At 73.1% G+C, this 15,166-nt stretch carries 11 protein-coding genes; 8 read left to right on the top strand and 3 right to left on the bottom strand.

The window, feature by feature from the left end; translation table 11 throughout:
• Positions 1–90: 90 nt before the first annotated feature.
• The 3 genes from SJY07_RS03190 to SJY07_RS03180 are packed head-to-tail and all read right to left on the bottom strand — an operon-like array spanning position 91 to position 4,740.
• Positions 91–2,391 (bottom strand): transglutaminaseTgpA domain-containing protein, encoded by a 2,301-nt coding sequence (locus SJY07_RS03190; RefSeq protein ID WP_380156983.1) that lies wholly within the window; start codon positions 2,389–2,391, stop codon positions 91–93.
• Positions 2,388–3,713 carry a DUF58 domain-containing protein gene (locus SJY07_RS03185; protein ID WP_380156981.1) on the bottom strand — a complete coding sequence of 442 codons (1,326 nt, stop codon included), beginning with the start codon at positions 3,711–3,713 and terminating at the stop codon, positions 2,388–2,390. The genes SJY07_RS03190 and SJY07_RS03185 overlap by 4 nt, the downstream gene beginning before the upstream one ends.
• 7 nt (positions 3,714–3,720) lie before the next feature.
• Positions 3,721–4,740 carry an AAA family ATPase gene (locus tag SJY07_RS03180; protein WP_380156979.1) on the bottom strand — a complete coding sequence of 340 codons (1,020 nt, stop codon included), beginning with the start codon at positions 4,738–4,740 and terminating at the stop codon, positions 3,721–3,723.
• A gap of 454 nt (positions 4,741–5,194) precedes the next feature.
• Between SJY07_RS03180 and mraZ the strand changes: the two genes are divergently transcribed.
• The 8 genes from mraZ to murD all read left to right on the top strand — a co-directional run bounded on the left by mraZ (position 5,195) and on the right by murD (position 15,166).
• Positions 5,195–5,626, top strand: a complete 432-nt coding sequence (gene mraZ, locus SJY07_RS03175) for a division/cell wall cluster transcriptional repressor MraZ (protein WP_328295686.1) — start codon at positions 5,195–5,197, stop codon at positions 5,624–5,626.
• Positions 5,627–5,822: 196 nt separating this feature from the next.
• A complete protein-coding gene (gene rsmH, locus SJY07_RS03170; RefSeq protein ID WP_380162129.1) occupies positions 5,823–6,980 on the top strand; it encodes a 16S rRNA (cytosine(1402)-N(4))-methyltransferase RsmH in 1,158 nt (385 codons plus the stop codon).
• Positions 6,980–7,426 carry a hypothetical protein gene (locus SJY07_RS03165; RefSeq protein ID WP_328295687.1) on the top strand — a complete coding sequence of 149 codons (447 nt, stop codon included), beginning with the start codon at positions 6,980–6,982 and terminating at the stop codon, positions 7,424–7,426. Before rsmH ends, SJY07_RS03165 begins: the two co-directional genes overlap by 1 nt.
• A 56-nt stretch (positions 7,427–7,482) precedes the next feature.
• Positions 7,483–9,390 (top strand): peptidoglycan D,D-transpeptidase FtsI family protein, encoded by a 1,908-nt coding sequence (locus tag SJY07_RS03160; protein WP_380156976.1) that lies wholly within the window; start codon positions 7,483–7,485, stop codon positions 9,388–9,390.
• An 82-nt stretch (positions 9,391–9,472) separates the two neighbouring features.
• Positions 9,473–11,041 carry a UDP-N-acetylmuramoyl-L-alanyl-D-glutamate--2,6-diaminopimelate ligase gene (locus tag SJY07_RS03155; RefSeq protein WP_380156974.1) on the top strand — a complete coding sequence of 523 codons (1,569 nt, stop codon included), beginning with the start codon at positions 9,473–9,475 and terminating at the stop codon, positions 11,039–11,041.
• A complete protein-coding gene (gene murF / locus SJY07_RS03150; RefSeq protein ID WP_380156972.1) occupies positions 11,038–12,513 on the top strand; it encodes a UDP-N-acetylmuramoyl-tripeptide--D-alanyl-D-alanine ligase in 1,476 nt (491 codons plus the stop codon). The genes SJY07_RS03155 and murF overlap by 4 nt, the downstream gene beginning before the upstream one ends.
• On the top strand, positions 12,510–13,601 hold the full coding sequence (gene mraY / locus SJY07_RS03145) for a phospho-N-acetylmuramoyl-pentapeptide-transferase (RefSeq protein ID WP_328295691.1): 1,092 nt from the start codon (positions 12,510–12,512) through the stop codon (positions 13,599–13,601). Before murF ends, mraY begins: the two co-directional genes overlap by 4 nt.
• Positions 13,598–15,166 carry a UDP-N-acetylmuramoyl-L-alanine--D-glutamate ligase gene (gene murD, locus SJY07_RS03140; protein ID WP_380156970.1) on the top strand — a complete coding sequence of 523 codons (1,569 nt, stop codon included), beginning with the start codon at positions 13,598–13,600 and terminating at the stop codon, positions 15,164–15,166. The genes mraY and murD overlap by 4 nt, the downstream gene beginning before the upstream one ends.

Raw genomic sequence — 15,166 nt, 5'->3', positions numbered from 1 at the left:
CGGTGCGGACCACACGCAGAACACCAGGACGGGCGCCGCGAGATCCTCGCGGCGCCCGTCCTCGTCGTACCCCGGTGAGCCGGGGACCGGTCAGTCCCGGTCCCACCACGCCAGCAGCCGACGCACCCCGGCCATCGGGAACAGCCGCGCCCGCCACCGCTGCCACCGCGACCGGCTCGCCGCCACGGTGTCGACCACGACGTCGACCTGGGCGCGGACCAGGCGCCCGGTCTGGGCCGCCGAGCGCGACTCCACCAGCACCGAACCCGCCGCGGTGGGCCGGGAGCCGAAGCGGTTGCCCTCCACCGCCGCGCGCATCCGCTGGACCTCCTCCGCCGCGGGCGAGCCGGGAACGGTGAACGCCAGCAACTCCGCCGCCCGCTGACGGGGCGTCGTCGACGGGGACCAGTGCACCCCCAGGTCGTGGACCCGTTCCTCCAGCTCCGACCAGGCCGCCTCCGCCGAGGAACCGGTGTCGTGCACCCCGGCCCACCGCCGCCGCCCGGTCACCACCGCCGACACCCACGGCGTGAGGACCAGCAGCACCAGCAGCAGGGCCCCGAGGATCCACCCCCACGGCAGCGCGGCCACCCGGCCCCAGCCGGTCAGCGGCGCAGCGTCAGCCGCGCCGCTCGCGGTCGCGGTCGAGGTCGAGGAGGTCGCCGTCGGGGACGAGGCGGACGGCCCGGCGACGGGCGCCGAGGCCGAGGAGGACGGAGCCGCGGTCGGCACCGGGGTCAGCGGCACCGTCCAGGACGGCGACCGACCGGTCCGGGTGGCGGGCGTGGGTTCGAAGCGGGTCCAGCCCACCCCCTCGAAGTACAGCTCCGGCCAGGCGTGCGCGTCCTGCGCACTGATCCGCCAGCTGCTGGTGCCGTCGTCGCCGCCGGTGGAGTTCTCCTGACCCGGTAGGAACCCGATGGCCACCCGGGCGGGGATCCCCAGCGAGCGGGCCATCACGGCCATCGCCGAGGCGAACTGCACGCAGAAGCCCGACTTCTGGGTCAGGAAGTCCACGACCGCACTCGTGCCGCCGTCGTTGGGGGCGTCCGTCGAGTAGGTGAACCCCCCAGTGGAGCGGAACCACTGCTGCAACGCGGCGGCCTGCTCGTAGGGGTTGCTCGCACCGCCCGTGACCTGCTGGGCCGTCTGCTGCACGACCGGGGGCAGGTCCTTCGGCAGCTCGGTGTAGCGCGACTCGATGTCGCCCGGTGCCGCGGGGGCGGCCCGCAGCTGGTCCTCCGTCGGCGTCACCTCGAGGTGGTTCACCGTGTAGGAGCGGCCCCGGGTCGTCTCACCGTCGCCGACGACGTTGAGGCTGTCGGTCTCGTAGAGCCAGTCGCCGTTGATGGCGACCTTGAGGCTCGGGTACGGCAGCGGGAGGTACGTCTGGTCCAGCCCGCGCACCGAGATCGAGGTGGTGCGCACCGTCGAGGCGTCGCGCACCACCTCGGAGAGGCCCGGCGCAGGGGACAACCCGTCCTGCACCCGCTGGCTGCGGGGGATGTCCGCCCCCGTGCTCGGCGCCCAGGTCTCGCCGTCGAACACATCGGCGGTCACGATCCGCAACGGCGCGGGATCGGGCTGGTCGGTCCGGTACGTCAGGATCGTGGCGTCCGACCGCGCGCCCAGGCTGGCCTTGAGGTTCAGGATCGGGTTGATCACCGCGATGGTGTCGCCCGGGCCGGTGTCGATGGTCAGCGGCCGTTCGTCCAGACCCGGGACCGCTGCGGGCACGGCGATCGCGGCCACGAGCGCGACGGCCGCCGTGGCGCTCGCGGTCACCCCTGCGACCGAACGGCGGGCGGACCCGGCCGGGCGCAGGAAGGCCCCGCGACGGTCGCTCGCCAGCAGCACCAGGAACGGGATGCTCGCGATGACGAAGGTGATCGCCCCCGAACCGCCGGGGGCCAGGGCCAACGGCACCGCCATCACGACGAGCAGCGGCAAACCCGCCAGCGCGGGCCGTCGCAGGGTGACGGCGAAGAGGTCCACGGCGAGGGCCGTGAGCCCCGCACCCGTCACCAGCAGCAACCGCAGCCCCCGCAGGTCGACGGCCGGCACGCTGTAGCGACGGATGACCTGCACCCCGTCGGTGGCCAGCTGCACGAACCGGCCCGGGGTGCTGGGCGTGGGGACGACCCCGAGCAGGGTGGTGCTCCCGCCGAACAGCACGAGGAGCACCGCCAGCAGGACGAGGACCTGCACCCCGACGGCGAGCCCCCGACGACGGAACAGCCCCCGGACCAGCAACCCCGAGGCGGTCACGGCGCAGACCATCCCCAGGGCCCCGACGACCCACCCGGAGGAGACGACGAGCGGACGCAGGGTGAGGACGGCGGCGGCGCTCGCGACTCCCGCCCACAGGGCCGTACGGGCACTTCGGGTCACGGGGTGACCTCCTGGTCGGTGAGCGGGGTGGTGTCGCTGACGCCGGCGGCCGTGCCGGAGGAGACCCCCGTCGGTACTCCCCGCGCACCGGTGCGGGTCAGCCGGGCCCAGACGTCGGAGACGGGGTCACCGGGACCGGCGAGCGCGGTGCGCCAGCCGGCCCGGGCCAGGACCAGGTGCGCACGCTGCAGACCGGCGCCGTCCTCCGACGGCCCGGGACTCGCCCAGGCCGCGGTCCGTTCCAGGATCGCCAGCGCGGGCACCCCGAGCGGGCGCGCAGCCAGCAGCGGAGCGACGTCGTCCTCGTCGACGGCACCGAGGACCGCGACCAGCAGGGTGGACTCGGCGCGACCGAGGGCGGCGGTGGAACGCGCCAGCCCGTCCGGCGAGCCGGGCTGCAACCGGGCCAGTGAGCGCATCAACCCACGGACGGCGGAGGTGTCGTCGAGCTCGCGCGGGGGGTCGAAGGCGCCGTCGTGCAGCAGCCGGACGCGGTGCCCGCGCCGGTGCAGGTGCACGGCGGCCGAGGCGGTCAGGCTGACCGCCCACTCCAGCGAGGAACCCGCGCCCCGGCCCGCGTGCGCTCCGGCCCGGCTGTCCAGCAGCAGCACCACGTCGGGGCGGCCCGGGTGCTCGTCGGAACGCACCATGACCGACCCGCGACGAGCGGTGGAGCGCCAGTGCACCCGACGCAGGTCGTCGCCGACGCGGTACTCCCGGATCGACAAGTCGTCGGGGGAGGCGGCCGCCGAGGCGCTCGCGGACGAACCGCGGGCTCCACCCAGCTCGCCGAGGGTGAGGTCGGCCAGCGGGTGGACGCGGGGCAGGACGTCGAGGGTGACGCTCTCACCGACGGTCCGGCTGGCCGTCACGAGCCCGAACACGTCACGGGCGATCAACGTCGCCGGTCCGAGGGGGTAGGACCCCCGGACCTCAGCCCTCACCGTGTACTCGAGGTCGAGGGTCTGGCCCTCCCTGAGGCGCGGCACGGCGAGGCGCGCCGTCCCACCGAGCGTCAGTGGAGCCTGGTCCTCGACCACGAGGCGCACGCCGGACCGCGACCGGCCGAGGACGGTCAACCGCACGATGCTGGAGACCCCGGCCTCGACCAGTTCGGACTTCGACCTCGCCACGAGGTCGAGGGTTCTCGCGCTGCGCACCGACGACCAGCCGGCGACGACGAGGAGCACCGCCAGCAGAACCCCCACCCGCAGGATGTCGCGCTGCCCCAGCACGGGGGCGCCGATCAGCAGCACCACCGCGACGCCGGCGAAGGACCACCCCCGCGCGGTCGGGCGCAGACGAACCGGACCCTGGTTCACCGTGCGCTCACCGCGGCGAGGGGAGGGCCGTCGTGCGCAGGACGTCGGTGACCACGTCGGACCCGTCCCGGCCGGCGAGCAGAGCGTCCGCGGTCAGCAGCAGGCGGTGGGAGACGACGGGGACCGCGAGGGCCTGGACGTCGTCGGGCAGGACGTGGTCACGCCCTTCGAGCGCAGCCCGGGAGCGGGCCGCCCGCAGCAGGTGCAGGGCGGCGCGGGGCGAGGCACCCAGACGCAGGTCCGGGTGCACCCGCGTGCGCCGCACCAGGTCCACGACGTACTGCTTGAGCGCCTCGGCGGCGTGCACGCCGCGGACGGCCCGGGCGAGGAGCCGGACCTCGGCGACGTCCACGACGGGGCTCACGGCGTCCAGGGGGGCGGCTCCGCCGTGCTCGTTGAGCATGGTCAGTTCCGCGTCGGCCGAGGGGTAGCCCATCGAGATCCGGGCCATGAACCGGTCGCGCTGCGCCTCGGGCAGCGGGTAGGTGCCGTCCATCTCCACCGGGTTCTGGGTGGCGAAGACGATGAAGGGCCGGTCCAGCTTCCAGGTGGTGCCGTCCACGGTCACCTGGCCCTCCTCCATGCACTCCAGCAACGCCGACTGGGTCTTGGGCGAGGCGCGGTTGATCTCGTCGCCGATGACGACGTTGGCGAACACCGCGCCCGGGCGGAACTCGAAGGCAGCGCGCTCCTGGTTCCAGATGCTCGACCCGGTGACGTCGCTGGGAAGCAGGTCGGGGGTGAACTGGATGCGGCGGACCGTGCCGTCCACGGCCCGGGCGAGGGTCTTGGCGAGCATCGTCTTGCCGACCCCGGGCACGTCCTCGACGAGCAGGTGCCCCTCGGCGAACAGGACGGTCAGCGCGAGGCGGACCGTCTCGTCCTTGCCCTGGATGACCCGGTCCACGGTCGTCGCCAGCGCGTCGGCGGTGCCGCGCAGGCGTTCCAGGGCCGCGGGGAGCTCTCGGGGGTCGAGGGCGAGGGGCTCGCCGGAGTGGCTGCCCGGGAGTGCGCTCGTCGTGGTCACGTGGCCTCGTCTCGTCGATGGGCGTCCGCGGGTACGAACGTCCTAAGCCGCCGAAGGGTGCCCGAACCCCTCAGGTCCGAGCACCCCAGCACGCGACGGCTCCACTCTGCCCCACGACACAGGCGCTCCGCCCGTTCACTCCCACACCCGTTCCCCCCACCTCCCCCCACCTCCCTCCACCCCGCCACCCCCCGCTCCTCCACACCGCTCCACGACCCGCGCGGACCGCTCCCCGAAGGGCTCCCGGACGGCCTGGCGGGCCGTGCGCGCAGCGTGGCGAGCCCACGGCCCTCCACCGGCCCTCCCCGGCGCCCCACGCCTCTGACCTGCGTCGACGGCTCGATCGGACCGTCACTCCGGGTCGACGCACGTTGACCGTGGAGGAAAGTGGAGTACGGTGGAGGAGTCCGGTCCGCCAGGACCGGACGACGACCCGTCCGGGTGGGGGTGCGCGGTGTTCCTCGGAACCCACACACCGCGTCTGGACGACAAGGGTCGACTGATCCTCCCGGCTCGTTTTCGGGACCAGTTGCTCGACGGGCTGGTCATCACCAGGGGGCAGGAACGCTGCCTCTACATCTTCCCCATGCAGGAGTTCCAGCAGATGCACGAGGAGATGCGGCAGGCGCCGCTCACCAACAAGGAGGCGCGCGACTACCAGCGCGTCTTCCTGTCGGGTGCCTCGAGCGAGCTGCCGGACAAGCAGGGGAGGGTCACGGTCCCGCCGCTGCTGCGCACCTACGCCGGACTCGAACGCGACGTCGCCGTCATCGGTGCCGGTGCCCGCGTCGAGCTCTGGGACCTGCCGACCTGGGAGACCTACCTCGACGAGGTGGAACCCGCCTTCGCGGGCCAGCGCGAGGAGGTCCTCCCGGGGATCCTGTGATCCCCGACCTCCGGATCGAGGTCGAGACACCGACCGTCGGCCGCGGCCTCCAGCCGCTCTGTCCCGCCGGTCCTGACGCCACTTCCCCGGCGCCAGGGCCGTCGGAGCACGAGCGGATGGGGACCGCGGCCTACGGCCGCCGCTCCGCAGGGGCAGCAGGAAGCAGTGGCACGCAGGAACCCGGGGGGTGACGACGATGGACGAGGACGACCCGCGGGGCGACGCGCAGGGCAGGGCGGACGACGCCGCCCGTCGTCACGCCTCCGTGATGCTCGAGCGCTGCACGCAGGTGCTGTCCCCGGCCCTGGGCCACCCCGGTGCGGTGAGCGTCGACGTCACCCTCGGCATGGGCGGGCACGCCCACGAACTCCTGCGCCGCCACCCGGACCTCCGCCTCGTCGGGATGGACCGTGACCCGCAGGCCCTGGAACTCGCCGCCGCCCGCCTGCACGAGTTCGCCGACCGGGTCACCCTGGTGCACAGCGTCTCCGACGGTCTCGACGACGCGCTGGACGACCTGGGGATCGAAACCGTCGACGCGGTGTTCTTCGACCTCGGTGTCTCCTCGCTGCAGCTCGACGAGGTCGAGCGGGGTTTCTCCTACTCCCGGGACGCGGCTCTGGACATGCGCATGGACCGCGGCGCGCCCACCACGGCGGCCGACGCCCTGAACTCCTACTCGCACAGCCAGTTGACGCGGATCCTCCGGATCTACGGCGAGGAGCGCTTCGCCCCGCGCATCGCCTCGGCGATCGTCCGCGAACGTGAGCTGGAACCCTTCACCACTTCTGCGCGACTGGTGGACCTGGTGCGCGCCAACGTTCCTGCCGCCACCCGGCGCACCGGCGGCAACCCGGCCAAACGCACCTTCCAGGCGTTGCGCATCGAGGTCAACGACGAACTCGGCGTCGTGGAGCGGTCGCTGCCGGCGGCGTTCGAACGGCTTGCGCCGAACGGTCGGCTCGCGGTGCTGACGTTCCACTCCCTCGAGGACCGCATCGCCAAGAACGTGCTGCGGGAACTCTCGACGAGTTCCGCCCCGCCCGACCTGCCTTTCGTGCCAGCGGGTTCCGGGCCGCGAGCAGAACTCCTGACCCGCGGGGGAGAAACCGCCGACGAGCAGGAACTCGCGGAGAATCCGCGCGCCGCGTCGGCGCGCCTCCGCGCCGTGCGTCGCCTGCCCCGCGAAGATCGTGATGGTTCAACCGGAACGGACCCGGCGTCGAGGCGCCGGAAACGCACCGGTGGCCGAACCCCCGGGAACTCCGGTTCTCCACGCGAAGACCAGCAGTTCGAGACCGCAGACCACCTCGAGCCGGACGAGCCCGGCACGACCGACGGAAGGACGCCGTGATGAGCCAGCCCCTGATCGCGGCCCGGAACGCTCCGGTCCGCCAGCTCAAGGCGCGTCAGGACGCGGCTGCCGCCCGTCCCGAACTGCAGGTCATCACCCCGCCCGCCATCCGTCGGCTGCGCATCCCGCTCCCCGTCGCGTGCGTGCTCATGCTGACGCTCGGCCTGTTCGGGCTGCTCATGACGAACATCGCCATCGCCGGTGACGCCTACCAGATCACCGACCTGCAGGTCACGTCCCAGCGTCTCGCCGACCAGCAGCAGGCGGCCGCGGAGTCGCTGGCCGCCGCGTCCTCGCCCGGTCAGCTCGCGGCGAAGGCGCAGACGCTCGGCATGGTCCCGGCGCCCGACGCGGTGCACCTCACCGGGAGTTCCGCCGTCGGCGACCCGACACCGGCGCCGAAGGCGTCGAACCCTCCGGCCCAGGGTGAGACCCCGAGCAACTGACGGTCGACCCACCCGACACGTCACAAGCCCGCCCCGAAGTCCCGAGAGGTCACCGCGTGTCCCGACTCCGTCGCAACCGCTCCCACGGCTCCGGCGACGGCGCGCCACGTCCCGACATGCGGATGCGCGTCTACAGCGTCGGCGTCCTGTTCGGGCTGACGGTCCTCGGTGGTCGCCTCGTCCAGCTGCAGGGGGCCGACGCGTCGTCCCTGGCCGAGGACGCCCTCAAGCAGCGGACGTCGAAGACGAAGCTCTACGCCAAGCGCGGGGACATCCTCGACGACAAGGGCGTGGTCCTCGCGACCTCGGTCGAACGGCGGGACGTGATCGCCGACCCGTCGACGATCGAGACGTTCAACACCAACCAGACCGACGGGTCGAAGTACAAGGAGTCCCTCGGCCAGGGACCCTCCGGCGCGGCCGCGCTGCTGGCGCCGATCCTGGGGATCGACGAGCAGACCCTCACCACGAAGCTCACCAAGAAGCGGCCCAAGGACCAGTACGCCGTCGTCGCCGTCGGCATCACGCCAGAGTTGTGGCAGCAGGTCGCGGACGCGGGGGTCAGCGGCATCACCTCCAAGCGTCAGACCCAGCGGATCTACCCGACGGGATCGGCCTCCTCCACGCTGGTCGGGGTGCTCGGCACGCCCGTCACGGACGAGGAGACGGGGGTCGTCAGCGACTACCCCCTCGGCGGTCTGGAGCTGGCGAAGAACACCCTGCTCACCGGTACGGACGGCTCGATGAAGTACGAGCGCAGCCTCGGCGGTCAGGAGATCCCGTTGGGGGACAGGGAGACCGTCGAACCCGTCGACGGCACCTCGCTGCACCTGACCATCGACTCGGACCTGCAGTGGAAGGCGCAGTCGGCGATCGTGGCCAAGGTCGCGGAGACCGGTGCGATCTCCGGAACCGTCGTCATCATGGACAAGCAACAGCGGCTGCTCGCCCTGGCCAGCGCCCCGAGCATCGACCCCGCCAACATGACCAGCTTCACCAACAACCAGCTGCTGAACACGGCGCTGACCGAGGCGTTCGAGCCCGGCTCGACGGCGAAGGTCGTCACCCTGGCCGCGGTCCTGGAGGAGAAGGTGTTCTCCGAGGACAGCCCCTTCACCGTCCCCGGTGAGCTGAAGCGCTCGGACAAGGTGTTCCACGACTCCCACCCCCACGGGGACGAGAAGCTCACCCTCGCCGGGATCCTCGCCCAGTCCAGCAACATCGGCACGATCATGGCCGGCGAGAAGATGAAGGCCGAGGAGATCTACGAGTACCAGCGGGCCTTCGGCTTCGGTAGCAAGACCACGTTGAACTTCCCCGGGGAGACCGCCGGCATCGTGGCCAAACCCGAGGACTACTCGGGGACCCAGCGCTTCACCGTCATGTTCGGCCAGGGGATGTCCGTCAACGCGGTCCAGGCGGCCTCGGTGTTCGCGACCATCGCCAACGACGGCGTCCGCATCGAACCGACGCTGATCGCCGGGACGTCGGACCCGAACGGCAACTACGTGGCCGGAGCGGCCGGCGATTCCTCCGTGGTGGTGAGTCCCGCGACGGCGAAGACGTTGCGGGACATGATGCAAGCCGTGGTCAGCGAGGAGGGGACCGCTGCCGCCGCGGCGATCCCGGGTTACCTCGTCGCGGGCAAGACCGGTACCGCCGCGCGCTACGACCAGGACCTCGGCCGCTACTCCGGCTACACCGCGTCGTTCATCGGACTGGCCCCGGCCGACGACCCGGAACTGGTCGTCGCGGTGATCCTGCAGGACCCCAAGACGAACTACTACGGTGGTTCGGCCGCGGGCCCCGTGTTCAAGGACGTCATGTCCTACGCCCTGTTGCAGCGCGGGGTGACGCCGTCCGCGGAACCCGCCGCGGACCTCCCGCTGACCTGGGGCGGTGACCAGGGCGCCGAGGCCGAGATCAGTCAGGGTGCCGTCGCGGACAGCACGGGGGCGCAGTGAACCGCCGACCGGAACGCACCGGGAACGGGACACGCAGGCCGAGCGGTACGGGCGCCCCCACGAGGACGGGTAGCCTCCCACCGTGCCGTTGAACGACGGCCCGGACGCCCTCGGCGCCCGCGGCCCGCTGAACCTCTCGGACGTCGCGCAGGTCCTCGGTACCTCGCTCGTCGGCGGTCGCACGACCCCTCCCGGACCCCCGGTGACCGGGGTGACCCTCGACTCCCGTCGGGTCGGCGCGGGTGACCTCTACGCAGCCCTGCCCGGCGCCAACGTCCACGGTGCCGCCTTCGCCGCGCAGGCCGCCGCCGCGGGGGCCGTCGCCGCCCTCACCGATCCCGACGGGGCCGGTCTCGTCACCGCCGCCGGTCTGCCGGTCCTCGTCGTGGACGAGCCCCGCGCGGTCCTCGGTGACCTCGCGGCCCGCATCTTCGGCCGCCCCGGCGACCGCCTGCGCACCGTCGGCGTCACCGGCACGAACGGCAAGACCACCACCGCCTACCTGGTCGAGTCGCTGCTGCGCTCGGTGGGCTGGACCACGGGCCTGCTGGGGACGGTGGAGACCCGCATCGCCGGTGAACGCGTCGAGAGCGTGCGCACCACCCCCGAGGCGCCGGACCTGCACGCGCTGCTCGCCCGGATGGTCGCGGCGGGGGTGCAGGGCTGCGCGCTGGAGGTCTCCAGCCACGCCCTGGCCCAGCACCGCGTCGACGGACTCGTCGTGGACGTCGCGCTGTTCACCAACCTGTCCCAGGACCACCTGGACTTCCACGGGTCGATGGCCGACTACTTCGCCGTCAAGGCCCTGCTCTTCACCCCCGCCCACGCCCGGACCGGGGTCGTCTGGGTCGACGCCGCGGACGAGGACCGGTGGGGTCTGCAGCTGGCCGCACGCGCGAGCGTCCCCGTCACGACGGTCGGGACGGCCGGGACCGACTGGCTGGTCTCCCGGGTCGACGTCGGCCGGGCCTCCAGCTCGTTCCGACTCAGCCGGGGCGACGTCGTCCTGGACCTGGTCTGCCCGCTGCCGGGGGACTTCAACGTCGCGAACGCGGCCCTGGCCGTCGTGGCCGCGCTGCAGCTCGGGCTGGCTCCCGCCGGGGTCGTGGCGGGGCTGGCCGCGGCGGACGGCGTCCCCGGTCGGATGCAGCCCGTCCCGGCCGACGAGGACGCCCCGCTCGTCGTCGTCGACTACGCCCACACCCCCGACGCGCTCGAGCGGGTGCTCCGGGCGTTGCGGGAGATCACCCCGGGCCGCCTCGTCGCCGTCTTCGGTGCCGGCGGGGACCGCGACCGCGGCAAGCGGCCGTTGATGGGGGCCGCCGTCGCCGCCCTCGCCGACGTCGCCGTGGTCACCGACGACAACCCCCGCTCCGAGGACGCCGCGGCGATCCGCGCCGCCGTGCTCGCCGGGGCGGGTTCCGGGCCCGCCGAGGTCGTCGAGGTCGCCGACCGCGCCGACGCCATCGCGGCCGCCCTCGAGCGCTGCACCGGACCGGGGGACACCGTGCTGCTCGCGGGCAAGGGCCACGAGACGGGTCAGGAGAGCGCGGGCGGCGTGACGCCCTTCGACGACCGGGCGGTCGCCGGGGCGGCGTTGCAGCAGTGGCGGCGGAGCAGGTCCGCGGCCCTACCAGGGGGTGTGTCGTGATCGCGCTGACCGCGGCGGAGGTGGCGGAACTCACCGGAGGCCGCCTCCTCGCCGGCACCGGGTCCACCGAGGTGACCGGACCGGTCGTCATCGACTCCCGGGCCGCCGTCCCCGGGTCCCTGTTCGTCGCGCTGCCCGGGGAGCGGGTCGACGGTCACGACTTCGCCGCCGCGGCCGTGGCCGCCGGGGCGGGCGTGGTGCTGGGCGAACGCGCGGTCGACCTCGACCCGGCCGCCGCACTGGTCGTCGTCGACGACGCGGTCGCGGCGCTGGGGAGGCTCGCCCGGGGCGTGCTCGACCGGCTGCGCGCCAGACCACCACACGCCGGAGTGGCCGGCCCCCTCGTCGTCGGCGTCACCGGCAGCCAGGGCAAGACCACGACCAAGGACCTGCTCGCGCACGTCCTCGCGCCCGGCGGTCCCGTCGTGGCCCCCGTCGGCAGCTTCAACAACGAGATCGGTGCGCCCCTGACCGTGCTCCGCGCCGACGAGGCGACGGCGTCGCTGGTGGTGGAGATGGGCGCCCGTGGCATCGGTCACATCGCCACCCTCTGCGCCATCGCCCCGCCCGACGTCGGCGTCGAACTGGTCGTCGGGTCCGCGCACGCGGGGGAGTTCGGCTCCCTCGAGGCGACGGCGCTGGCCAAGGGCGAACTCGTCGAGGCGCTGACCGCCGACGGTCTCGCGGTGCTGAACGCCGACGACGACCGCGTCGCCGCGATGGCGTCGCGGACCCGGGCCCGCGTCCTCACCTTCGGTCGCAGCCCGGGTGCCGACGTCCGCGCGGTGGACGTCGAGCTCGACGACCGCGCACGGGCGCGGTTCACCCTGCAGCACGCCGGCGCCGATGCCCCCGTCACGCTGCGGTTGCACGGCGAGCACCAGGTCACCAACGCCCTGGCCGCGGCGGCCGTGGCCCTCGGGACGGGCCGGGCCCTGACCGAGGTGGCGGCCTCGCTGTCCACCGCGGAGGACCTCAGCCCGGGCCGCATGCAGGTCGTCGAACGGGCCGACGGGGTCACCGTCGTCCACGACGCCTACAACGCCAACCCCGACTCGGTGCGGGCCGCGCTGAAGGCGCTGGTCGGCATGGCCACGACCCCCTCGGGAACGCGGCGCACCTGGGCCGTCCTGGGCGAGATGCTCGAACTCGGCCCGGCCTCGCGCGACGAGCACGACGTGATCGGGCGCCTCGTCGTCCGCCTCGACGTCGACCAGCTGCTGGTCGTGGGGGCCGGTGCCCGCCCGATCTACACGGGAGCCGTCATGGAGGGTTCCTGGGGGGAGGAGGCGGCGTTCGCCACCGACGTCGACGACGCGCTGGAGTTCCTGCGGCCACGGCTGCGTCCCGGCGACGTCGTCCTCGTGAAGTCCTCGAACGGAGCCGGCCTCGCCCGGCTCGCGACCACCCTCATCAGCACCCCCACCAGCACTACGGACAGCACGCAAGCTACGGAGGCGTCGAACTCGTGAGGACCGTCCTCATCGCGGGAGCGTTCTCGCTCGTCGTCTCCCTCTTCGGGACGCCGCTCTACATCCGCTGGCTCGTCAAGCGCGGCTACGGACAGTTCGTCCGTGACGACGGCCCGACGAGTCACCACACCAAACGCGGTACCCCCACCATGGGCGGTGCCGTCATCATCCTGGCCGCGCTGCTGGCCTACGGGGCGGCGCACCTGTTCACGGGGTGGACCCCGACGGCGTCGGGGTTGCTCGTCCTCCTGCTCATGACCGGGCTGGGGATCGTCGGTTTCCTCGACGACTTCCTCAAGATCTCCAAGCAGCGCAGCCTCGGGCTGACGGCCCGGGCGAAGCTCGCCGGCCAGGGGATCGTCGGGATCGTCTTCGCCGTCCTGGCCCTGCAGTTCCCGGCGGCCTCGCGCGGCGGCGCCACCCCGGCGTCGACGCACATCTCGATCCTGCGCGACACCTCCCTGGACCTCGCCGTGTTCGGGGCCGTCGGCGGGACGATCCTCTTCGTCCTCTGGGCGCTGGTCATCACCTCGGCGGTGAGCAACGGCGTGAACCTCACCGACGGTCTCGACGGCCTCGCGACCGGGGCGACGACGATGGTGCTCGCCGCCTACGTCCTCATCTGCACCTTCCAGTCCAACCAGAGCTGCTACACGCTGCGCGAGGTCGAGGCCCGCTGCTACGAGGTGCGCGACCCGCGCGACCTCGCCGTCGTCGCGGCCGCGGTGATGGGTGCCTGCTTCGGGTTCCTGTGGTGGAACGCCAGCCCCGCGAAGATCTTCATGGGCGACACCGGGTCCCTGGCCCTCGGCGGTGCCCTGGCCGGGCTGGCGATCCTGTCCCGCACCCAGATCCTGCTGGTCCTGCTGGGCGGGTTGTTCGTCATCATCACGCTGTCGGTGATCCTGCAGGTCGGGGGGTTCAAGCTGACCAGGAAACGCATCTTCCGGATGGCCCCGTTGCAGCACCACTTCGAGTTGGCGGGCTGGGGTGAGGTCACCATCGTCATCCGGTTCTGGATCATCGCCGGGTTGTTCGTCTCCCTCGGCCTCGGGGTCTTCTACGCGCAGTGGGTGACGGGCGGATGACCGTGTTCGAGAGCTGGCTGGGCAACCCCAACCCGCGCGCCGACGACACCGACCGCGTGCGCGAACTGCGCCACCTGACCTCCCGCTGGTCCGGCCTGCGCACCCTGGTCACCGGCATCGGGATCTCCGGTTTCGCCGCGGCCGACGCGCTCCTCGAGGTGGGGGCCGAGGTCGCCGTGGTGGACTCCGCGACCGGGGAGACCCAGCAGGAGAAGGCCCGCCTGCTCGAGGTCCTCGGCGCGACCGTGCTGCTGGGACCCGAGCACGTCGTCACCCCGCCGCAGCCGTGGGACGCCTACGACCTCGTCGTGACCTCACCCGGCTGGCACCCCGACGCCGAACTCCTCGTGGGCGCCGCCCGGGCCGGGGTCCCCGTCTGGGGCGACGTCGAACTCGCCTGGCGGATGCGTCCCGAGACGGGCGCCGCGCCGTGGCTGACGCTGACGGGCACGAACGGCAAGACGACCGTGGTCGAGATGGCCGCGGAGATGCTCCGCGCCGCCGGCCTGCGGGCCACGAGCGCGGGCAACGTCGGGACCCCGCTGGTCGAGGCCCTGCGCCACCCGCACGGTTTCGAGTTCCTCGCCGTGGAGCTCTCCAGCTACCAGCTGCACTGGCTGTCCACCGACGTGGAGAACTCCGTCCGCCCGCTGGCGGCCGCCGTCCTCAACGTCGCCCCGGACCACCTCGACTGGCACGGGTCGATGGAGGCCTACACGCTCGCCAAGGGCCGGATCTACCAGAACACCGAGGTGGCCTGCGTCTACAACGTCGCCGACCCGGTGACCGAGGACCTCGTCCGCGAGGCCGACGTCGTCGAGGGCGCCCGGGCCATCGGTTTCACCCGCGCGGTCCCGGGACTGTCGATGCTCGGGCTGGTCGAGGACGTCCTCTGCGACCGCGCGTTCGTCGAGCAGCGCCGGGACAACGCCGCGGAACTCTGCTCCCTCGCCGACCTGCGGCCGGAGGGCTCGAGCGAACCCGTCCCCCCGCACACGGTCGAGAACGTCCTCGCCGCCGCCGCGCTGGTCCGGGCGGCGGGCGTCCCGCAGATCGCCGTGCGCGACGGTGTCCGGGCGTTCCGCCCTGCGCCGCACCGGGTCGCGACCGTCGCGGCGCCGAGCGCCGCGACGGGTGAGGTCCGCTGGGTCGACGATTCCAAGGCCACCAACCCCCACGCCGCGAACGCCTCGCTGGGGACGTTCGAGAGCGTCGTCTGGATCGCCGGCGGGGACGCCAAGGGCGGGTCCTTCGACGACCTGGTGACGACCCACGGGCCCCGGATGCGTGGCGCGGTCCTGTTGGGAGCGGACCGTGCGCTGGTGGCCGACGCGCTGCGACGACACGCGCCCGAGGTCCCGGTGGTCGAGGTGGACCTCCCGCAGACTGGCGAGGTGAGCGACCTGATGGATGCCGTGGTGGCCCGCGCCGCCGAACTCGCGCAGCCCGGGGACACCGTGCTGCTCGCCCCGGCCTGCGCCTCCTGGGACCAGTTCCGCTCCTACGGCCACCGCGGCGACGAGTTCGCCGCCGCCGTGACCCGACGGTTCCCCCAAGGTTCCTGA

This window comes from Kineococcus sp. R86509 (assembly GCF_042466365.1).
In the GTDB taxonomy this organism is placed as follows: domain Bacteria; phylum Actinomycetota; class Actinomycetes; order Actinomycetales; family Kineococcaceae; genus Kineococcus.
Note: the sequence above shows the minus strand (reverse complement) of the source record. Positions and strands in the feature narration are given on the sequence as shown.

Bases quoted from the DNA above. Each gene is read 5' to 3' on its own strand.
- rsmH (WP_380162129.1), top strand. From the start codon at position 5,823: ATGGACGAGGACGACCCGCGGGGCGACGCGCAGGGCAGGGCGGACGAC.
- SJY07_RS03165 (WP_328295687.1), top strand. From the start codon at position 6,980: ATGAGCCAGCCCCTGATCGCGGCCCGGAACGCTCCGGTCCGCCAGCTC.
- murD (WP_380156970.1), top strand. From the start codon at position 13,598: ATGACCGTGTTCGAGAGCTGGCTGGGCAACCCCAACCCGCGCGCCGAC.